Here is an 18,835-nt window from a genome sequence, read left to right as displayed (position 1 = left end):
GCCACCGCCCAGCAAGATCGCGGATCGATTGGCACATAATACCATCAGGCCCGGCGGAATTGTGGCGTCGCAACATTTCGCTGGGGATGGATGTTGGCGATTGGCAATCGCCGTGCTGCTCAGGCGATCTTCGGCAGATGGATAGGCCGGCCCAATGCCTGCTCGACCAGGTCGAACGTATCCACGACCACCCGCATGCTGGTCAGGCGGCCAGCCTTGAACTGTGCGAATTGCGCGAGGCGGAGGCTGATCGGGCGGTTCGAATCCAGCGCGGTCAGCGAGAAGCGCATCATTGCGGAGCCAGACTCATCACCAAGGATCATCGACTCCCGCTCGAAGCGATGCACCCGCACATTGTCGGCGATCTGCTTGCAGACATCGAGCACGGCAGCTTTGCCGTGGCGTGCGCCGAGAAACGGAAACATGTCGATCGGGCCGTAGACCGCCCATTCGATATTGTCGTCGATGATGTCAGCGAGGTGGTCGAGTTGGCGTTCATTGATGGCGCGATGCAACGCGCGCGAAAAACGCCAGAGGCTGTGCTCTGTCATTGGGATTGTCCTGAAAATGGCTGAAAACACTTGCGCGCCGGGGCAACGTCGCCCGGGCGGTCTGCACAAATTGCTTGAGACCTGAAGTAATATAATTTCGCTAAAATTCAATGGATTATTTTGCAATGCACAAATGTTCGTGGTGAGGAGCTGCTCACCAAAACGTTAAGCTGCATTATGCGGCCGGCATAACCTTACCGGTAGGATTGGTCGCGGTCCTGCAGGGGCAGTCGTTCGACGGCGACATCGCCGTTGCGGGCGGCCATGATGCCAAACAGAAGGGCCCCGCCGACGGCGCCGAGGAGTGCGCCAATGGGCATGAAGGTGAAAAACACCAGCATGGCGCTATAGCCCTCGAAATTGCTGGTCTTGAACAATTCGACCCAGGCAACGCCGGCGCCGATCCCCACAGCCGCTCCACCGAGCAACCCCAGAACCAGACCCAGCAAGATCAGCAACGCGATTTTCATGCAGCGCCCCCACTCAACATTTTATGCGTCAAACAACGGCGCCAGAAGGTTCAACGGCGGGTGGGGATTTCATGTGCTGGAGCCTGGTTAAGGAACGCAGTTTGAGCGGCTGCGTTGCTCTCGACCTGCAAGGGGAGATTCCCGATGACCAAGCACATCCAGCCCGTACCCGAGGATAACTGTAGCGACAAGGGACCCGGCAGCGCGCCGAAGGTCACGCTCGATAACACCAAGGGTCATCGCGACGACGAGAAGCACAATATTCGCGAGCAGGCGGCGCACGGCAATCTCACGCAGAACACCAGCAACCGCCGGTCGGGGTGATCGCAATGCAGCGGGCGGTGTCTATATAGGGGAATGGCCAGTAAACCCGTCGTCACCGCGCGCTTGCGCCGCGCGTCGCCTGTTCTCGTCTGCAAGAAATGCCTTGGTCGCATTGATGATGGGAAGGCGCTGCGCAAATCGCTCAAGTCGGACTTGAAACGCCGCAGCGCGAAGCAGGACGTGAAAAGTCCACGCGTAGTGCTGACGAGCTGCCTTGGCATCTGCCCGAAGCGCGCCGTCGTCGTGGCGAGCGCCGCGACTTTGCAGGACGGGAAGTATCTGTTGCTGTCAGGTGCGGACGCCAGCGCAGAGGCTGCGATGGCATTGATGCCGGAGGAGACGCGTTAGGCGCGCGCGGCTCAGGCGGCGGATTTTGCCGGCAGTTCTTCCAGCGGGCGGCGCTCCATCTCTTCGCCGAAATCGATCGGATGCAGCAGCGCTTCGTGGAGCTGATGGCGATCGAGTTCGCCTTCCCAGCGGCTGATGACGATGGTGGCGACGCCGTTACCGATCAGATTGGTGAGCGCGCGGCATTCGCTCATGAACTTGTCGATGCCGACGATGATGGCCAGTGCGGTGATCGGAATATCGGGGATGATCGATAGCGTCGCCGCCAGTGTCACGAAGCCCGCACCTGTGACGCCCGATGCGCCTTTCGATGTCAGCATCGCCACGCCGAGCACCGCGGCCATCTGGCCGACGGTGAGATGCGTGTTGGTGGCCTGCGCCAGAAACAGCGTGGCCAGCGTCATGTAGATATTGGTGCCGTCGAGATTGAAGCTGTAGCCGGTCGGGATCACGAGGCCGACCACCGGCTTCGATGCGCCGAGGGCTTCCATCTTGGTGATCATGCGCGGCAGCACGGTCTCGGACGACGAAGTGCCGAGCACGATCAGCAGCTCGTCCTTGATATAGCCGATGAAGCGCAGGATCGAGAAACCGAAGGCACGCGCGATGCCGCCGAGGACCAGCAGCACGAACAGCAGCGACGCCAGATAGAAGGTGAAGATGAGATAGCCGAGATTGACGAGGGCGCCGAGGCCGAACGAGCCGATGGTGAAAGCCATCGCGCCAAAGGCGCCGATGGGCGCGAGCTGCACGATCATGCCGATGATGCGGAAGAACATCTTGCCGGCGAGATCAACGCCTTCAGCAATCTTTTCGCCGGGTTTTCCCATATGCGAGATCGCGAAGCCGGACAGGATCGCCACCAGCAGCACCTGCAGCAGATCGCCTTTGGCCAGCGAGTCGAAATAGGATGTCGGAATGATTCCCATCAGATGGCTGACGAAGCTTTCCTCCTTGGCGCGGCTGACATAGCTGGCGACGGATTTCGCGTCCAATGTGGAGGGATCGATATTGAAGCCGGCGCCGGGTTGCAGGAAGTGACCGACCAGCAGGCCAATCAGCAGCGCCAGGGTGGAAACCGTCTCGAAATACAGCAGCGTCTTGCCGCCGATGCGGCCGACCTTGCTCATGTCGCCGATCGAGGCGATGCCGTGCACCACGGTGCAGAAGATCGCCGGCGCGATCATCATCTTGATCAGTGCGATGAAGCCGTCGCCGAGCGGTTTCAGGGCCTTGCCGGCATCCGGGTAGAAGTAGCCGACGGTGACGCCGATCGCGATCGCGATCAGCACCTGGATATAGAGAATGCGATACCAGGGTTGCTTGGCCATCGTGGTTTCGTCCCTTGAAAAGCGCTCATCACCATCGACAGCCGCGCGCAAAACATAGGTGCGCTGAGCTGCGGCGTAAAGTCACGGTTTGAACAGAGCTACGGTTAAACCGCGGCGCAGCCCCGCCATGTCCACCGCGCATGCTGCACTTGCAGTGGTGCGCGCCGGGGCCATTTAAATGACAAAGGAAGCATCGCTATGCTTGATATCACCGCACATCCCTTAGATGACGATCCCGCGACACCCGCCGTTGCCGCAGTGCCGAACGATACTGCGCTGCTTGATGCCTATTCGAACGCCGTCATCGATGTCACCGAACGCGTCGGCCCCGCGGTCGTGCGGGTCGAGACCGGAGCGAGGACGCCGAATGCCCGCGAACGCGGCGGGCTGGGCTCCGGCATCGTCATCTCGCCGGACGGTCTCGTGCTGACCAACAGCCATGTCGTCGGCGATTCCAGGCATATTCGCCTGCGCGACACCGAAGGCGTTGTCACCGATGCCCGTGTGCTCGGCGCCGACCCCGATACCGATCTCGCTCTGCTGCGGGCCGATGGCGCGCGCGAATTGCGCTATGCGGGTCTCGGCAATTCAAAGAACCTGAAGCGCGGCCAGCTCGTGGTCGCCATCGGCAATCCGCTCGGCTTCGAATCCACCGTCACCGCCGGTGTCGTCTCGGCGCTTGGCCGTTCGATCCGCTCGGTGAGCGGGCGCAATATCGAGGATGTGATCCAGACTGATGCCGCGCTCAATCCCGGCAATTCCGGCGGCGCGCTGGTGTCGTCGCGCGGCGAGGTGATCGGCATCAATACCGCGATCATCCAGGGCGCGCAGGGCATCTGCTTTGCGGTCGCCAGCAACACTGCGCAATTCGTGCTGTCGGAGATCATCCGGCACGGCTATGTCCGCCGCGCCTTCATCGGCGTGTCCGGCCAGACCGCGCCGATCCCGCGCCGCCATGCGGTGCTCGCCGGCATCGAGAACACCATGGGCGCGCTGCTCGACCAGATCGATCCCGATGGTCCGGCGTTCAAGGCTGGTCTGTTGCCTGGCGATGTCGTCGTCAGTCTCGATCACGTGGCGGTGAATGGCGTCGACGATCTGATCCGCATTCTGGATCGCGACCGTATCGATCGGACGATCGAGATCGACGTGCTGCGGATGGGCCGCTTGCGCGCCATCGACATTCATCCCGTCGAACGCAAGGTGCTGGCGCGCGCCTAACCATCAGGCCTTGTGCAGCAGCGACAGTTCGGCCTTCAGGCGCAGGCTGCGCTTGCCGGCGAGGGCGGTGGCTTCGAATGCCGCGCAGCCGTCGCTGCAGCTGCCGGAAAAGCCGATGCCCACTTCATAGCCGGCGAAGAGCGAACTTCCGCCGGCTGCGGGCGTGTGTTCCTGATTGACGATCTCGCCCTTCCAGCGGCCGCCGGCTGAGCCATAGGCGCCGAGATAATAGAAGCGTGCGTCGCCGCCCAGAATGCGGCCGTCGAACAGCAGCATCACGCCGGTCAGCCCATCCTCGACGCCGTCGAGGGTTTTCATGTGCAGCGAATACAGCCCGTTGGCGATGCCGCCATCGCCCACGGTGCCGGTGTCCGGGAAATCCTCTTCGTCGAGCCGTGTCATCACGGACTCGAAGGCCGGCCCCTTGCCCTGCGCGTCGCCGCCCGTGAACCTGTAGTTCTTGCCGTCGTGGATGCCGCGGACCCGGATCGCGCCGTCGTCGTCGCCATAGAGGGTACGGAACTGCGAGCCGATATGATGGCGCTGGCCATGGATCTCCGCATGGATGCCGTCGTCGGCTTCCTCATAGGTGCCGATATGGGCGAAGGCGGTATTGCCGCCCAGCATGCGGCCGTCCTTGCAATACATGACACTGCGGCCGACCACGTCGCCCGCCCGGTAGTCACATTTGTAAAAACCGTCGAACACCTTAAGCCACCCACTGCGCCAACGGGCACCAGTGTAGACGTTCGCGCAACGCGATAACAGGCATTCCCGGCCGGGCATATCAGCCATCCCGTCCGCGTGACGAACGGAGGTTGGTCGCGCCGGGCTGATCACGCTCTCGTCGAAGCCCCTGGTCGCCGATTGTCGCGCGGCGGGTTTGCGGGCATGGTCGCGCCGAAATCGGGGAGGCCTATGATGCGTGTTTTACGATGGATGGTGCTGTTCATGACCGCTGCACTCCCGGCTTTCGCCCAGCCTGCGCCGTCGCCCGAGGTGCTGCGCGATCTCGCCCCCACCGGCAAACTCCGCGCTGCGATCAATTACGGGAATAGCGTCTTGGCCCAGAAGGGTCCCGACGGCGCGCCGCGCGGCGTCTCGGCGGATCTCGCCGCCGAACTCGCCAAGCGCCTCGACGTGCCCCTGGACTATGTACCCTATGACGCCGCGGGCAAGGTGTTCGAAGGCGCCAAGGCCGGCGCCTGGGATGTCGGCTTCATCGCCATCGAGCCGGTGCGCGCGCAGGAGATCATCTTCACCGCGCCCTATGTGATCATCGAGGGTACCTACATGGTGCCCGTGAATTCGCCGCTGAAGAGTGTCGACGACGTCGACAAGGACGGCGTCAGAATGTCGGTCGGCCTCGGCTCGGCCTATGACCTCTATCTCACCCGCACCATCAAGCACGCCACCGTGCTGCGCGCCGATGCCGGCGGCGGCAGCGCGATGATCCGCAAGTTTCTCGACGAGAAGCTCGATGCCGCCGCCGGCGTGCGCCAGCAGCTCGATGCCTATGCCAAGGACCATCCGGAGATGCGCGTGATGTCTGGCCATTTCCAGGAGATCCAGCAGGCGATGGCTATGCCGCGCATTGCCGACAGACCGCGCACGGCTGGCGTTGTCTATCTTGCCGCCTTCGTCGAGGAGATGAAGGCCTCGGGCTTCGTCGCCGACGCCCTGAAGCGCAGCGGCCAGGTCGCCGACGTCGCGCCGCCGGCGGGGAAGTAGTGCCGCGGCTGTAGCCTGCGGTCTTCGATCGGATGTGATTGTCAAACAGCCACATGACATCGTTCTCGCGGGCGAAAGCCCCGAGGTGAGCTGTCGTTCTCCCCTCGAAGAGTGAGGGGAATGGAGCGCCGCAAGGCGCACCTTGATAGTCAGTCGCTGCGTCCAGTCCGGTTGCGACACCGTTCCGTCCACAGCGCAACGCCTTGCGGCGCTCCATCACGGCGATTTCTGTTCCAGGGACCGTGCTTCCGGGTACTGGGCAGGGCTAATGAAAGCCCTCCGTTCCGGACAGGCTTTCGCCTGCCTTCACCCGCACCCGTCCAGCCGTTTCCGGCGCAGCCCCGTAGTGGGCCAGGACGGTGACCCCGGACCTCCCGAGTCCGTGCTTGCGAGGCACGTCCGCGGGCGCCGTATCCGTGTTCCACTCTCAAGACGCCCTCGAGAAGCGCCCCTCGCGAACAGGACGAGAGGAGGTATATAATCTTATAGGAATGATGTCAACGGGCTGTGCGCGGTTTGTTCATTGTTGGATAGCCCTTGAACAATTTGCATTTGTTCCTATTTTGTTCTAAGGTTGTGTGGCGTGTTGTTATTTACCGTTGGTTGACTTATGGCGGGGAGCACAAATGGGGGAAGCTATGCCAAAAGTTACCAAGAGGGTTCACTATCGTCGTTTTGATCCGACGATCGACGATTGGTCGAAAGGCACGTTGCAATCAATGTTGGCCGCAGCGCTTGGGCGCGGAGCGGCATCCGGTCTCACAGTGGGCAATGATTGGAGCGCTCGAACTCTTGCTGTACCTGGTGAGCCTCAGTTGAAGCGCTTTGCTCACAATATCACCTCTGCCGCTACAGATATCGCTGGAACAATGTGTTTGTTCTCGCCGAATGATTGGGCTCCCGTACTTATTCGGGAGGAGGCAAACGGTACGCATCAATCGCTCGACGACGCGTTGCGTGCCGTCGAGATCGCGGAGCGCCCGCCACTTGATGGAGAAGATTATCTGCGCGGTGTGGCTTATTGGCTAGTCGCTGGGAATCATTTGTTCGTCGTTCAACACACTTCAATACAGACCAAAGCGTTCGAAGAATACTTTAAGGCTCTTTTCGACGTTACTGGCATAACGACCGAAGCTGAGACCTTCGGGCTAAAAGCAATATTCAATAAAGCGATCGTTGGCGGTGATCTAGAAGAGATCATGGTGGTGGAAGTCGGCGGCATCTTGAGTCAGGGAATGCCCGAGATTATATCCACCGAAGCTAAGATCGTCGAAGAGCAAGAGACGATAGGTCGCACGACTAGTCGATTTGACAAGGCGCTTGATGTCTTGAAGGCGGTATTCGGTGAGCCTGACGCCGAAAGAATCCTTCGGGATATCCCTAAAGAAGCCGAGCTCGAGGTTGATGTTCGGTTTGGTTATAAGACTCGAAGGCGCGGTGTTTCGAGGGCAGCCTTGGCGGATATTGCGCGATCAGCCCGGAATTTACCGGATGGTGAAGTGACCGCTTTTGGCAAAGATGGTAAGCAAATTGGTGACGATCTACGGCTTAGTATGACCATGCCGTTTGAGTTGCTTCGCGAACATGGCGCTCTGTTAGACTTGGAAGACGCACGCACGCAATTGATGCGCGTTTATCAGCGCTTTATTGAAGATGGAAAGATCGAGTGAAGCTGAGGGCCATAAATCCCGTTTCCGTCGGCAGTCTTCTTGCTGCGCTGGCGGTTGGCTGGATTGTGGCGCGATATATTCCGCTCTCAGTGTGGCAGCCGGTATTTTCCGGCATGCTCGTTGCTCTATCGATGTTAGGCGCAGCCGTACTCGTTCGCTTAGCGCGAAATGCGCCGATTACCGCCCCAACAGCTTTCGATGAAGAGGACCTAAAACGATTCTTCGATGTGCTCGAGGAACTGAACCGACGACTTTTCTGGATATTTCTTCAGTCAATCGTAGCGATATTCATTACGTTGGCTGCGATAGTCGTGTCTTCGTACAAAGGCTCCATCTTCGGTTACTATACCGTTGTTGCAAGTATCTGCTCTGGTCTTCTTGGCGTGCTTATAGTGTGGATCCCGACACGGGTTATTTCGGTGGCGCGGGGGGATATTGGCTTCGTTCGTTTACAACGGGAAATCCTGCAGAATGCTCTAGCGAGACAGCGAAAGGCAGCTGCTGATAAAGTTGTTGCTGGGCCCGTTGAATTCAGATCTCCGGGAAATTATGGACGAGCTTTGACAAATTAAACCACTATTGCCGTGTGTCTCGTGGGATGCAGCAGATCGCTTGTGTACATTCACCGTCACAGCTTCTTTAAGTTATGTACAGCGGCTCTGTTATTTCTTCTTCCACCCACCCCGATGCCCCGGCGCACCGCCGGTTGACCTTGGCGCGGGGCCAAACTCCGGTCCGGACTCGCGGCTGTTCTTCGGCTGGAAGATCTTGCTCTCGGTGCCCGGTCCCATTTCGTCCAGCGTCGGCTTGCGCGGACGTTCCACCTCTTTGCCGCGCGCGGGCTTCACTTCATGCCAGTTCGCGATGCCCATCTCGTCGAGCCCGGGCTTGTGCACTTTCGACGACGCGCCGCCCGCTGATGAACTCTTGCCGTATTTGCCGCGCGCCTTGCCTTGCGCGGCCTTGTCGAGACGCGCCGGCAGGTTGGCGGCATCGCCATATTTCTTCTCGCCTTTGTAACCGCCGCCGCGAGCGGCAACGCCGCGCTGCTTGACGGTGGGGTCGTCGACCACGGCGAGCTCGGTGGCGCGCAGGCGCTTGACCTCGTCGCGGAGGCGGGCGGCTTCCTCGAAGTTCAGGTCGGCGGCGGCCTCGCGCATCCGCACTTCCAGATCGGCCAGCACGGCTTCAAAATTGTGCCCGATGGTGATGGCATCTTCGGCCATGCCGCCGCCGATATCCACCAGCACGCGGTCGCCTTCATAGACCGAGTTCATGATGTCGCCGATCGACTTCTTCACGCTCTCCGGCGTGATGCCGTGCAACGTGTTGTATTCGACCTGCTTCTCGCGGCGACGATCGGTCTCGGCAATGGCGCGCGTCATCGAGCCGGTCATCTGGTCGGCATAGAGAATGACGCGGCCGTCGACGTTACGCGCGGCGCGGCCGATGGTCTGGATCAGCGAGGTTTCGCTGCGCAAAAAGCCTTCCTTGTCGGCATCGAGCACGGCGACCAGCGCGCATTCGGGAATGTCGAGGCCTTCGCGGAGGAGATTGATGCCGACCAGTGCGTCGAAGGCGCCGAGGCGGAGATCCCTGATGATCTCGATACGCTCGATGGTGTCGATGTCGCTGTGCATGTAGCGCACGCGGATGCCCTGCTCATGCAGGAACTCGGTGAGGTCTTCCGCCATGCGCTTGGTCAGCACGGTGATCAGCGAACGATAGCCCTGGGCCGCGGTGGCGCGGACCTCGCCCAAGAGATCGTCGACCTGGGTGCGGGCCGGGCGAATGTTGATCGGCGGATCGATCAGGCCGGTGGGGCGAATGACCTGCTCGACGAACACGCCGCCGGATTCCTGCAGCTCCCAGCCGGACGGCGTGGCGGACACCGCGATCGATTGCGGGCGCATCATGTCCCATTCCTCGAAGCGCAGCGGCCGGTTGTCCATGCAGGAGGGCAGGCGGAAGCCGTATTCCGCCAGCGTCGCCTTGCGGCGGAAGTCGCCTTTGAACATGGCGCCGATCTGCGGCACCGAGACGTGGCTCTCGTCGGCGAACACCAGCGCATTGTCCGGCACATATTCGAACAGGGTCGGCGGCGGCTCACCGGGCCGGCGGCCGGTGAGATAGCGCGAATAGTTCTCGATGCCGGCGCAGCTACCCGTGGCTTCCATCATTTCGAGATCGAAGGTGGTGCGCTGCTCCAGCCGCTGGGCTTCGAGCAGGCGGCCCTGATTGTGCAACTGGTCGAGCCGCCATTTCAGCTCTTCCTTGATTGACTTCATCGCCTGGATCAGCGTCGGCCGCGGCGTCACGTAATGCGAATTGGCGTAGATCTTGATGAATTCGAGCTCGTCCTGCTTGTGGCCGGTGAGCGGATCGAACTCCTCGATGCTCTCGACGGTGTCGCCGAACAGGTTCACGCGCCAGGCGCGGTCTTCATAGTGGGCCGGGAAGATGTCGATGACGTCGCCGCGCACGCGGAATGTGCCGCGGGTGAAATCGTGCTGGGTGCGCTTGTATTGCAGCGCCACGAGATCGGCGATCAGCTGGCGCTGGTCGATGCGCTCGTCCTTCTTCAACGCGAAGGTCATCGCGGTATAGGTTTCCACCGAGCCGATACCGTAGATGCACGACACCGAGGCCACGATGATGACGTCGTCGCGTTCCAGGAGCGCACGCGTCGCCGAGTGGCGCATGCGGTCGATCTGCTCGTTGATGGACGAGTCTTTCTCGATATAGGTGTCGGTACGCGGGACGTAGGCTTCCGGCTGGTAGTAGTCGTAATAGCTGACGAAATATTCGACGGCGTTGTCGGGGAAGAAGTTCTTGAACTCGCCATAGAGCTGCGCGGCCAGCGTCTTGTTCGGCGCCAGGATGATCGCCGGGCGCTGCGTCGCCTCGATCACCTTGGCCATGGTGTAGGTCTTGCCGGAGCCGGTGACGCCGAGCAGCACCTGGGTGCGGTCGTTGCGGTCGATGCCTTCCACCAGTTCCTTGATCGCGGTGGGCTGGTCGCCCTTCGGCTCATATTCCGACTTCAGCTCGAAGCGCACGCCGCCTTCGGATTTCTCCGGGCGCGGCGGACGGTGCGGCGTCCACACCTTCTGGTCCTTGAACTCCGGACGGCCGTCGCGCACCAGCGCTTCCAGCGCGTCGGCGGTGGCCTGCACGCCGAGTGCTTCCATCTTGTTGCGCGGCGGGCGCGCCGTCAGTGCCTCGGCGTCTTCTTCCTCGGTGGTGAAGCCGAGCTGCTTGGCCAGTTCCGGATCCAGCGTCGGGATCGAGGCCGAGGTGTTGTAATTGGCCTGCGGCGCTTCCTCGAGACCCTTCTGCTCGCTCAGCCGCGGCGCATAGGGCGCGACCACCGGCTGGGGAAACGGCTGCAGCGGCGTCGGGCGCATGCCTTCATCGCCCTCGAACTTCTTAGGCGTCGATTTGCGCGCGCGATGCACCGCCGCCTCGCCGCCGGAACGACGCTCGAAGGAATTACTCGGCGGCGGCTGCAACCCGGTGCCCGAGCCCATGCCGGCATCGCCGCGATTGATCGCGGGATTCAGCAGTTCCGCCAGCGCAGGCCCGATCGGCTTGACGTCGGGACGGCCGGCGCCAGGCTTGGCGGCGGGGGTCTTGATTGATTTTGCGGGCTTTTTCGGAGAGTCGGGTTTCTTCGCCATGGGCGGAATATGGGGCGAGTCCGGTGGCGATAAAAGGGCCCTATTTCAGCAGCTTCAACAGCTTCTTGCCCGCCGGCGTGGCGAATTCCCTGGCGTCGATGGTGCCGTCATTATCGGGGTTTGCCGCGCGGAACCGGGTTTCCACCACGGCGAGATATTCCGCCTTGTCGAGCGTGCCGTCATTGTCCGGATTGGCGGCAGCGAATTCGCTCTTGCTCATGCGGCCACGCAGCTCCCGGGCGTCCAGCGTGCCGTCCTTGTCGCGGTCGAGCTTGTCGAACAGTTTGCCGGCGGCCGCCTTCGCCTCGGCGAGGTCGACGGTGCCATCCTTGTCGGGATCGAGCTGCGCCAGGAAAGAGGCCGACCAAGCCGGCACCGCGGCGAGCGACAGGGCGAGCGACAACAGAACGGTCCGACGCGACAACGCCATGGCAGCCTCCCTTGAATACTATCCTTGATTGCAAGGATGCCTGAAGGGGATAGTCGATTCAAGGGACGAGAGTTGCTGTCCTGCTTCCCGCCTGCAGGGGGCCGGCTTCATCACGCCTGTCCGGCGATCGGTTCCGCCCGCAGGCGCTTGAGCGATTCGGGCAGGCGCGCATCGACCCAGGTGCCGATGTCGCGCTGGTGGCGATGGACATATAGCCCCAGCGCAATGATGCCGATGCCGATCAGCGACAGCGCGAACGGGAACAGCATCGAATCCTTGAAGATCTTCTCGGCGAGGTCGCCGAGATAGATCGCAATGCCGATGGTGCCGAACACCGCGAACACCCGTCGTGAGAGCGCGACCGAGATCAGCAGGAAGCCGACGTTCAGCAGGCAGTATAGCGCCTTGTCGAAATTGGTGCCGTTCGATGTGGCGGTGATGCCGCCCCAGAATGTCAGCACGCCGAACAGGTAAAGCCAGAATGCAAAATCGCCGCTGCGCTGGCGCAGGTTGACGATCACCGCAGCAACCAGAATGCCAAGGCCGAACCAGATGGACACCTTGCGCGATAGTTCCCAGTTGCCGTAGCTGGTGCCCGCGATCCAGGGCACGACATCCATCGACAGGAACCACAGCGCGACCGCCATGATGAAGACGATGAAGGGAAAGCGATAGAATTGCAGTGCCACGATCGCCGCGGCGATGGTCGCAAGCTCCATGAAGACGAAGCTGCCTTTGATCCAGACATAGAAATCGCGCATCGCCGCCGGCTTGCCGAATTCGGTCCATGCACCGTAGGCATCCTGTATGCCGAACACGGCGAGCGGCGTCATCGCCACGGCCACCGCAATCAGCAGTCCGCCCGGCGTGCGCAGCTTCTTGACCGTCCAGAGATAGTGACCGGCGGCGGTGAACAGGCCGGCATAGACAAGGGCAGTGGCGGTCAGCGCCGGCCCGCCCATTTGCGAAAACGCCAGCGTCGAGAACAGCCCCATGGCTGATATCACCACCAGCGCGCCGGCATACCAGAGCAAGTGGACGACATCGAATTTGGGACCGGCCGCCGGCTGCTCCGGCACCCGCGCCGTGAGGAAAGTCAGCAGGGCGTCGAGCTGCGTGGAAGGAAGCACGCCGGCTGTGACAGCCGCGCGCAGATCATCGGTCGAATATCGCATGCACTCTCTCCGCAACGCGCCATTCGACGCCGAACACTGGCCCTTTGTCGCTTACACGGGCCGAAGCGTTCAAGTGCCAAAACCGATCGCCGCGACACTACAACGCCCGCGCGGCATTGCCCTTGAACAGTACAGTCCCGGTCGGACGGTCGGTCGGCGAGTCGACTTCGGGCTCCAGGGTGATCTCGAACAGCTGGTCGGCGACGATTTCCGGCGACAGTCGGGACCTCGACGAAGCGACGGGCGCCGCCGTGCTGCGCCAGGTGCGCGAATGGACACTCAACCCAAAAGCGATTGATGTGGATAAATCAATCAAAGGAAATGCCCTGATAAATATCAACTACGGGATGTGCCGCGAATCTGGCGAGCTTCACCTCATTACAAATCGAAGATTTGCTTGGGGGCGATCATGTTTTCAGGATTCGCGACGCGCTTTACTGCGCGAATGACGGCGCTTGTTCTAGTGGCGTCGATGCTGACGGGGTGTGCGGAGATCGATCGGAGAGGCGGAATTGCTGATCAGATAGAAGATTACTTGTTTAAAGCCGATAGCAAATCACATCGTCTGTTGAGGTCGTATCTTTTGGTCGGTGCGTTGCTGGCTGTTGCGCAGCGCCAGGGCGTGAACGACGTCGATCGTGGCGCCATCAAAGGCAGCCTTGAAGGAGCATTGCGCGTCGCAAACGAAGCATTCAGTTGCTTGTATCCTGGCACATTCGACAGCGAGTATGTTTCGGAGACGCCAGAGTTGGAGATAATAGATTGGAATGCTAGTCCGGCCGCGTTGACGACTACTCACATGTATCCGAGATGGTGCCAATTCTTCGACGAAAAGATGGCCCGTCTCGATCATGCTATTTTTAGACTTGCGACGGTCACGTTATTCGGACAGCAAGATCGAAATCAGTTTGCTGAAATCAGAGACCGTATGGTCGGACGATTGCCTGTGCTCAGCGACACGCTGAAAACCGCAATCTCGGCCAATCGCGTGATCAACCAAACGTCGACGTTGATAGACGATCTCCTAAATCTCAGCTTTGCGAGCCTTGGACCGGTAACAACATTGCTTCCACTATATCGCGATGCTCTGGAGTTGAATACCTGGATCATCATCGACTCAATGGCAAGGGCTTGCGTGTTAGCCAATCAAAACGGATCGCTTGCGCTGCCTGCGATTCCCAAATCGGGAGCATTGGATTTTGATAAGACAAATCCGTGTGACGCATATCGCTATGCAGTCTATATGGCTCAAGAAGGGAATGCAGAACCTGCTAATCTCAGGGCGTTTATCCACTTCATGTACCAAGTGCCGGTGAAGGTTGAAGCCTATCGACCTCATTTCTATGTTGTAAGCCGATTGATCGGCCGGTCGTGCCTCGCGATCCTGAACGAGCAGGAATGCAAGCTGGTTCTGAGGTACGCGGTTGAGAAAACCGATCTCTTTACCAACAATGCATACACGAAGCCTCCTGGCAAATTCACAGCCTCCTTGTTTCCGCGCACCATGTTCGCACTCACAAAGCCAAAGCCGGCAAAGGCAGGGCCGCCGCTCTCAGATCCAACGTCTACAGGCGCGATCGGGCGTTCATCTGTCCCGGCTTCACCGGCGCAATAAAGATGGCCCCTCGGACTTACAACGCCCTTGCCGCATTGCCCTTGAACAGGATCGGCCCCGTCGGTCTTCCGATCGGCGAGCCGCCTTCTGGCTCCAGCGTGATCTCGAACAACTGATCTGCCACAGTATCCGGCAATGCTTCCAGATCGAGCTGCAATGTCCGCGACTGTCCGGTGAGACCGATGGACTTCGGGCCGATGTCGCGATCCCACAGGGTCCAGACCTGCAGCGTGCGGCCGGCGGGCACGTCGATCGGGCGCAGCGGGATCAGTTCGACGCGGCCGTCGGAGAAGGTGTTGACGATGGCGCCGGTTTCCCTGGTGGCGTCGTTGACCAGCACGGCGACATAGATCGGCTTGCGCTGCGCCAGCGCGATCAGTTCGCGGCGGAGCTGGCGCGAGGTCGCGAGCGCGCCGATCAGGATCACCACAAGCATCAAGGCCGCGAATACCCCGCCGATCCCGGTGCCGCGCCAGAAGCCGATATTGTCCCACAGCGTCGCGCCCCGCAGCGCAGCGCGGGCGCCGGGCAGCGGGATCGCCGGTTTCACCTTGGTGGAGTCGGCGATGCGGTCCCACAGTGCAGCGCTGGGGGCGAGCGCTTCGGCTGTGGCGTCGAGATCGGCCAATCGCTCGCGCCAGGTACTGACGGCCCTGGCGAAATCGGCATCGTCGGTCATGCGCGTTTCGGCAGCGGTGAGCTCTGCGCCTTCCAGCAGGCCCATCACATAGTCGGCGGCGAGATCGTCGGTGGAATGCGTGTTGTCGTCGTGCATGCTCATCCCATGCACTCCTGCAGCGAGAACAGACTGCGGCGGACCCAGCTCTTCACTGTACCGAGCGGCACCTTCAGCCGTCCGGCCAGCTCGCCATGGCTCATGCCGTGGACATAGGCCAGCACCACGACATCGCGGCGCGGACGGTCGATGCGCTCCAGGCATTTGCGCAGCGCCGATGTCTCCGGCATCCGCGTCACGGTCGCCTCGCAGTCGATATCGAGCGCACTGTCGTCGGACGCGTCATAGCGATGCTCGTTGCGATGAATGCTGAGCGCGCGGTTGCGCACGACGGCATACAGCCAGCCGCGCGCCGAGCCGCGATGCGGATCGAACGACGCGGCCGAACCCCAGATACGCACGAAGGCATCGTGCACGGCTTCCTCCGCCAGATCCTGCCGGAACAGGATGCGGCGGGCGACGCCGATCATCTTGGGGGCTTCGCTGTTGTAGATCATCTGCAGAGCCGCCCGATCGCCGGCGGCGCATCGCGCCAGCGCTGCCGACAGCTGCGCCTCGCGCGCGTGGTCGAGGCCCGCCTCGTCGCGCCGGGTCTCGGTGATGGTGCCATTCCCAGTCATGTCCATGCCCTTGCATGGTCAGTCTACCTTTGCTGCGCGCAATTGGATGCACCCAAATGAATTTATTTTCAGGGGCGTGCATCCAGTCGGGAGGGCCCGCCGGTAGTCCTTGTGTCGGTCCCGAGGGGACCGCGGACACACAGGGAGCCACTCATGTCATTTCGTTCGCTTTTCGCCGCCTCCGCTGCGCTGCTGCTGACATCCGCCGCCGCCAATGCTGCCCAGGTCGCAGCCCTGGTTGGTAGCGACACCATTGCGACCGTCGATACCGCGCAAAAGAAGGCGACCGGGTCCGTCAAGGTCACCGGCATTTCCGGTGCGCTGGTCGGCATCGACGTCCGTCCGGCCGATGGCATGCTCTACGGTCTGGTCGATGACGGCACCGTGGTTACCATTGCCGCCGACGGCAAGGCGACGGTGAAGTCGAAGCTCGACACCATGCTGGCCAAGGGCGTCACCGCCACCGTCGACTTCAACCCCGTGGCCGATCGTCTGCGCGTGATGGGCTCGGACGGCATGAGCCTGCGCGCCAATGTCGACGACGGCAAGGTGACGAAGGACGGCGATCACAAATATGCCGAGACCGACATGCACAAGGGCGAAAAACCGAATGTCATTGCCGGCGCCTACACCAATTCGGTGAAGGGTACCAAGGAGACGGCGCTGTTCAACATCGACGGCACCATCGGTGCGCTGGTCAAGCAGGCGCCACCGAATGACGGCATCCTCGGCGCCGTCGGCAAGCTCGGCATCAAGCCGGCGGCTATCGCCTTCGATATCTGGTCGGATGGCAGCAGGAACGAAGCCTGGCTGATGGCCGATGGTACGCTCTATTCGGTCGATCTCGCCACCGGCAAGGCCACCGAAGCTGCCAGAATCTCCGGCGTCACCGGCAAGGTGACGGATATCGCGATCATGGGCATGTAAGCTTCAGTCGATCACTTCTATCACGATGCTGCGCTCGCAAGGGCGCGGCATCTCTATTTTCCGATTCCCAGATACGGTCTGATCATATCGACCATCTTCTCGGCAGAGATGCCGGGCGGAAAGAAGCCGAGATATTTTCCGTCGCGGTCCATCAGATAGACGAAGGCCGAGTGATCGACGGTGTAGTCGGCCGGTCTGTCGTCGAAGTCGATGCGCTTGTAATAAACGCGATACGCTTCGGCGGCGGCATGAATCGCGGCAGTGCTGCCGGTCAGGCCGATCAGCTTCGGGTGAAACATCGGCACATATTGCGCCAGTTGCTCCTGTGTATCGCGCTCGGGATCCAGAGTGATGAAGAGGGGCTGCACATGAGCGGCGTCAGCGCCAAGCCGGTCCATCGCCAGTCCGATGGCCTGCAGGTCGGTCGGGCAGATGTCCGGACAATAGGTGAAACCGAAATACACCAGCAACAGCCGGCCGCGATAGTCGCGGTCGCTGCGGGCATAGCCCGACTGGTCGATAAGCTGGAACGCGCCGCCGATCGGCTCGCGATTCCACATCACTGCGTCCATCAATTCGGCTGCCGAACGGGACGACCCCTGCGCTGAAGCGGGCACCGCACTCCAGCACCCGAGCCACAGCGCAGCCATGGCAGCTATGCCGGTCCGATACCAGAAGGCGCGTGCGGCGCGCGAGGTCACGCGCTGAAGGTCAGGCGGCTGCCAGTCGAGACGTTGATGACGTTGTCCGGCATCTGCGCGCGCGCCTCGAGCAGGAAGTTCAGGCCGCTGCAATGCATCGGGATGACCACATCGGGCTCGAGCTTCTTGATCTCGCCGACGATCTGCTTGAGGTAGTCGGCAGGGGCAGGACCGAGGTGAAAGCCGCCGACGACGGCGTGTACCTTCTGCACGCCCGATATCTCCTGCGCCTGCCGGACCGAATTGACGATGCCGACATGGCCGCAGGAGCTGATCACCACCAGCCCCTTGCCGCGGATGTTGAAGCAGGTGGCGTGTTCGTGGACGTGTTCGTCCGGTGCAAAATTGCCCTGCAGTTCGGCAGCCGTATAGTGGCCGTAGTCGCAGCCTGCGCTGTCCGGCTTGTAGTCCACGAAGGTGTTCGGCAGCACGCGCTCGACGCTGTTACGCTTGATCTTGCCTGTTGTGAAAGCATGGCCCTCGATCACCGTCGGGGTTTCGCAGAGTACGGTCTGCACCTTCTGCGCGGCGATCTGCTTGCGGTCGAGGATGCCGCCTTCGCCGAACTGACCGGTCGATGCGCGGCTGACGCGGTGGCAGAAATTATCCTCGCCGCCGGCATAGAGCTTGATGTCGGGTGGCAATACGCTGCGATATTGCTCGAGGAAGCCGATCAGTCCGCCGTAATGATCGATATGTCCGTGACTGACGATCAGCGCGTTGAGCGAGGCCGGATCGACCTTAAGCAGCCCAATATTGTTGATGATCGCCGGCGAGGTATAGCCGAAATCGAGCAGGATATTACGCTTGTCCTGCTCACGCTGCGATTCCAGAAACAGCGACAGGCCCCACTCATTGTGCAGCACGTTGCGCGCATCCGCGCTGCGAGCCGGTCCTGGCCCCTCATGCACCACGCCATTTACCGTGCTGCCGCGCAGGAATTGATCGTGCTGCTGATCGACGAGCACGCGGATCGAGAGCCGATCGACCGTCGGCACCTGGATCGGCGCCGCGTTGGCAACCTCCACGCAGGAAAATCCGGCCGCAGCCATGCCAGCAAAGGCTGCCGAGGTCTTGAGAAAGTCGCGGCGGCGGATATCTGCGGTCATGGCATGTCTCCCGGAAATCATCCGCCTGTGCGGAGTTTCCGTTTGATAACAGACCGGATGCGCCACTGGCAGGGAATGATCTTTCGAAGATCATCGGAGGCGGAGCAAATTGCATTGACTTGATCCGATGATCCGGCAACATTTCATGCAGTCGCATTCAATCGGCCTTCGGTCGGGTTTGCGGGTTGCCTCATCA

General features: G+C 61.2%; 20 protein-coding genes. 8 read left to right on the top strand and 12 right to left on the bottom strand.

Annotation, left to right across the window (positions count from 1 at the left end):
* Positions 1–119: 119 nt before the first annotated feature.
* Both AC1DUY_RS20205 and AC1DUY_RS20200 read right to left on the bottom strand, forming a co-directional pair.
* Positions 120–551 (bottom strand): nuclear transport factor 2 family protein, encoded by a 432-nt coding sequence (locus AC1DUY_RS20205; protein ID WP_371421185.1) that lies wholly within the window; start codon positions 549–551, stop codon positions 120–122.
* Positions 552–745: 194 nt separating this feature from the next.
* Positions 746–1,021, bottom strand: a complete 276-nt coding sequence (locus AC1DUY_RS20200; RefSeq protein ID WP_439086279.1) for a hypothetical protein — start codon at positions 1,019–1,021, stop codon at positions 746–748.
* Between the two features lie 144 nt (positions 1,022–1,165).
* Between AC1DUY_RS20200 and AC1DUY_RS20195 the strand changes: the two genes are divergently transcribed.
* Positions 1,166–1,345, top strand: a complete 180-nt coding sequence (locus AC1DUY_RS20195; protein ID WP_089261775.1) for a hypothetical protein — start codon at positions 1,166–1,168, stop codon at positions 1,343–1,345.
* Between the two features lie 33 nt (positions 1,346–1,378).
* The gene (locus AC1DUY_RS20190; RefSeq protein WP_478116537.1) at positions 1,379–1,693 is read left to right on the top strand and encodes a (2Fe-2S) ferredoxin domain-containing protein; all 315 of its coding nucleotides are present in this window, start codon (positions 1,379–1,381) and stop codon (positions 1,691–1,693) included.
* Positions 1,694–1,704: 11 nt separating this feature from the next.
* Here AC1DUY_RS20190 and AC1DUY_RS20185 read toward each other — a convergent pair whose 3' ends face one another.
* Positions 1,705–3,024, bottom strand: a complete 1,320-nt coding sequence (locus tag AC1DUY_RS20185) for a dicarboxylate/amino acid:cation symporter (RefSeq protein WP_478116535.1) — start codon at positions 3,022–3,024, stop codon at positions 1,705–1,707.
* A 198-nt stretch (positions 3,025–3,222) separates the two neighbouring features.
* Here AC1DUY_RS20185 and AC1DUY_RS20180 point away from each other — a divergent pair, with 198 nt between their 5' ends.
* Entirely contained in the window at positions 3,223–4,245 is a 1,023-nt protein-coding gene (locus AC1DUY_RS20180; protein ID WP_478116533.1) for a S1C family serine protease, read from the top strand.
* Positions 4,246–4,248: 3 nt separating this feature from the next.
* Here the strand turns inward: AC1DUY_RS20180 and AC1DUY_RS20175 are convergent, their stop codons facing one another.
* On the bottom strand, positions 4,249–4,953 hold the full coding sequence (locus tag AC1DUY_RS20175; protein WP_478116531.1) for a GrlR family regulatory protein: 705 nt from the start codon (positions 4,951–4,953) through the stop codon (positions 4,249–4,251).
* A 213-nt stretch (positions 4,954–5,166) separates the two neighbouring features.
* On the opposite strand from AC1DUY_RS20175, the gene AC1DUY_RS20170 reads away from it, so the two are divergent.
* The 3 genes from AC1DUY_RS20170 to AC1DUY_RS20160 all read left to right on the top strand — a co-directional run bounded on the left by AC1DUY_RS20170 (position 5,167) and on the right by AC1DUY_RS20160 (position 8,218).
* The gene (locus tag AC1DUY_RS20170) at positions 5,167–5,976 is read left to right on the top strand and encodes a transporter substrate-binding domain-containing protein (protein WP_478116529.1); all 810 of its coding nucleotides are present in this window, start codon (positions 5,167–5,169) and stop codon (positions 5,974–5,976) included.
* Between the two features lie 638 nt (positions 5,977–6,614).
* Positions 6,615–7,646 (top strand): hypothetical protein, encoded by a 1,032-nt coding sequence (locus AC1DUY_RS20165; protein WP_478116527.1) that lies wholly within the window; start codon positions 6,615–6,617, stop codon positions 7,644–7,646.
* On the top strand, positions 7,643–8,218 hold the full coding sequence (locus AC1DUY_RS20160) for a hypothetical protein (protein WP_478116525.1): 576 nt from the start codon (positions 7,643–7,645) through the stop codon (positions 8,216–8,218). Before AC1DUY_RS20165 ends, AC1DUY_RS20160 begins: the two co-directional genes overlap by 4 nt.
* 90 nt (positions 8,219–8,308) lie before the next feature.
* Here AC1DUY_RS20160 and uvrB read toward each other — a convergent pair whose 3' ends face one another.
* The 4 genes from uvrB to AC1DUY_RS20140 all read right to left on the bottom strand — a co-directional run bounded on the left by uvrB (position 8,309) and on the right by AC1DUY_RS20140 (position 13,214).
* Positions 8,309–11,326 carry an excinuclease ABC subunit UvrB gene (gene uvrB, locus AC1DUY_RS20155; RefSeq protein WP_478116523.1) on the bottom strand — a complete coding sequence of 1,006 codons (3,018 nt, stop codon included), beginning with the start codon at positions 11,324–11,326 and terminating at the stop codon, positions 8,309–8,311.
* Positions 11,327–11,366: 40 nt separating this feature from the next.
* Positions 11,367–11,756, bottom strand: coding sequence for an EF-hand domain-containing protein (locus tag AC1DUY_RS20150; protein WP_478116521.1), 390 nt, complete (start codon positions 11,754–11,756; stop codon positions 11,367–11,369).
* Positions 11,757–11,866: 110 nt separating this feature from the next.
* Entirely contained in the window at positions 11,867–12,931 is a 1,065-nt protein-coding gene (locus tag AC1DUY_RS20145) for a hypothetical protein (RefSeq protein WP_478116519.1), read from the bottom strand.
* Positions 12,932–13,028: 97 nt separating this feature from the next.
* On the bottom strand, positions 13,029–13,214 hold the full coding sequence (locus AC1DUY_RS20140; RefSeq protein ID WP_478116517.1) for a hypothetical protein: 186 nt from the start codon (positions 13,212–13,214) through the stop codon (positions 13,029–13,031).
* 126 nt (positions 13,215–13,340) lie between these two features.
* On the opposite strand from AC1DUY_RS20140, the gene AC1DUY_RS20135 reads away from it, so the two are divergent.
* Positions 13,341–14,546, top strand: coding sequence for a hypothetical protein (locus AC1DUY_RS20135; RefSeq protein WP_478116515.1), 1,206 nt, complete (start codon positions 13,341–13,343; stop codon positions 14,544–14,546).
* Positions 14,547–14,562: 16 nt separating this feature from the next.
* Here the strand turns inward: AC1DUY_RS20135 and AC1DUY_RS20130 are convergent, their stop codons facing one another.
* Positions 14,563–15,327, bottom strand: coding sequence for an anti-sigma factor (locus AC1DUY_RS20130; protein ID WP_478116513.1), 765 nt, complete (start codon positions 15,325–15,327; stop codon positions 14,563–14,565).
* Positions 15,324–15,902, bottom strand: coding sequence for a sigma-70 family RNA polymerase sigma factor (locus AC1DUY_RS20125; RefSeq protein WP_478116511.1), 579 nt, complete (start codon positions 15,900–15,902; stop codon positions 15,324–15,326). The genes AC1DUY_RS20130 and AC1DUY_RS20125 overlap by 4 nt, the downstream gene beginning before the upstream one ends.
* 153 nt (positions 15,903–16,055) lie before the next feature.
* On the opposite strand from AC1DUY_RS20125, the gene AC1DUY_RS20120 reads away from it, so the two are divergent.
* Positions 16,056–16,829: a DUF4394 domain-containing protein gene (locus AC1DUY_RS20120; protein ID WP_478116509.1), complete on the top strand. Its 774-nt coding sequence runs from the start codon at positions 16,056–16,058 to the stop codon at positions 16,827–16,829.
* A gap of 53 nt (positions 16,830–16,882) precedes the next feature.
* On the opposite strand, the gene AC1DUY_RS20115 is transcribed toward AC1DUY_RS20120, so the two are convergent.
* Entirely contained in the window at positions 16,883–17,479 is a 597-nt protein-coding gene (locus AC1DUY_RS20115) for an SCO family protein (RefSeq protein ID WP_478116807.1), read from the bottom strand.
* Between the two features lie 47 nt (positions 17,480–17,526).
* Complete coding sequence (locus AC1DUY_RS20110) at positions 17,527–18,639, bottom strand: MBL fold metallo-hydrolase (RefSeq protein WP_089261748.1); 1,113 nt, start codon at positions 18,637–18,639, stop codon at positions 17,527–17,529.
* Positions 18,640–18,835: the final 196 nt, after the last annotated feature.

The sequence above is a fragment of the Tardiphaga sp. P4_G1 genome, from assembly GCF_056401215.1.
This window is presented reverse-complemented; position numbering and strand designations above follow the sequence as displayed.

Excerpts from the sequence above, each read along its gene's own strand:
- AC1DUY_RS20125 (WP_478116511.1), bottom strand. The coding sequence starts at position 15,902 with ATGACTGGGAATGGCACCATCACCGAGACCCGGCGCGACGAGGCGGGC.
- AC1DUY_RS20135 (WP_478116515.1), top strand. The coding sequence starts at position 13,341 with ATGTTTTCAGGATTCGCGACGCGCTTTACTGCGCGAATGACGGCGCTT.
- AC1DUY_RS20180 (WP_478116533.1), top strand. The coding sequence starts at position 3,223 with ATGCTTGATATCACCGCACATCCCTTAGATGACGATCCCGCGACACCC.
- AC1DUY_RS20120 (WP_478116509.1), top strand. The coding sequence starts at position 16,056 with ATGTCATTTCGTTCGCTTTTCGCCGCCTCCGCTGCGCTGCTGCTGACA.
- AC1DUY_RS20165 (WP_478116527.1), top strand. The coding sequence starts at position 6,615 with ATGCCAAAAGTTACCAAGAGGGTTCACTATCGTCGTTTTGATCCGACG.
- AC1DUY_RS20200 (WP_439086279.1), bottom strand. The coding sequence starts at position 1,021 with ATGAAAATCGCGTTGCTGATCTTGCTGGGTCTGGTTCTGGGGTTGCTC.
- uvrB (WP_478116523.1), bottom strand. The coding sequence starts at position 11,326 with ATGGCGAAGAAACCCGACTCTCCGAAAAAGCCCGCAAAATCAATCAAG.
- AC1DUY_RS20110 (WP_089261748.1), bottom strand. The coding sequence starts at position 18,639 with ATGACCGCAGATATCCGCCGCCGCGACTTTCTCAAGACCTCGGCAGCC.
- AC1DUY_RS20190 (WP_478116537.1), top strand. The coding sequence starts at position 1,379 with ATGGCCAGTAAACCCGTCGTCACCGCGCGCTTGCGCCGCGCGTCGCCT.
- AC1DUY_RS20115 (WP_478116807.1), bottom strand. The coding sequence starts at position 17,479 with ATGGCTGCGCTGTGGCTCGGGTGCTGGAGTGCGGTGCCCGCTTCAGCG.
- AC1DUY_RS20150 (WP_478116521.1), bottom strand. The coding sequence starts at position 11,756 with ATGGCGTTGTCGCGTCGGACCGTTCTGTTGTCGCTCGCCCTGTCGCTC.
- AC1DUY_RS20195 (WP_089261775.1), top strand. The coding sequence starts at position 1,166 with ATGACCAAGCACATCCAGCCCGTACCCGAGGATAACTGTAGCGACAAG.
- AC1DUY_RS20145 (WP_478116519.1), bottom strand. The coding sequence starts at position 12,931 with ATGCGATATTCGACCGATGATCTGCGCGCGGCTGTCACAGCCGGCGTG.
- AC1DUY_RS20185 (WP_478116535.1), bottom strand. The coding sequence starts at position 3,024 with ATGGCCAAGCAACCCTGGTATCGCATTCTCTATATCCAGGTGCTGATC.
- AC1DUY_RS20170 (WP_478116529.1), top strand. The coding sequence starts at position 5,167 with ATGCGTGTTTTACGATGGATGGTGCTGTTCATGACCGCTGCACTCCCG.
- AC1DUY_RS20130 (WP_478116513.1), bottom strand. The coding sequence starts at position 15,327 with ATGAGCATGCACGACGACAACACGCATTCCACCGACGATCTCGCCGCC.
- AC1DUY_RS20205 (WP_371421185.1), bottom strand. The coding sequence starts at position 551 with ATGACAGAGCACAGCCTCTGGCGTTTTTCGCGCGCGTTGCATCGCGCC.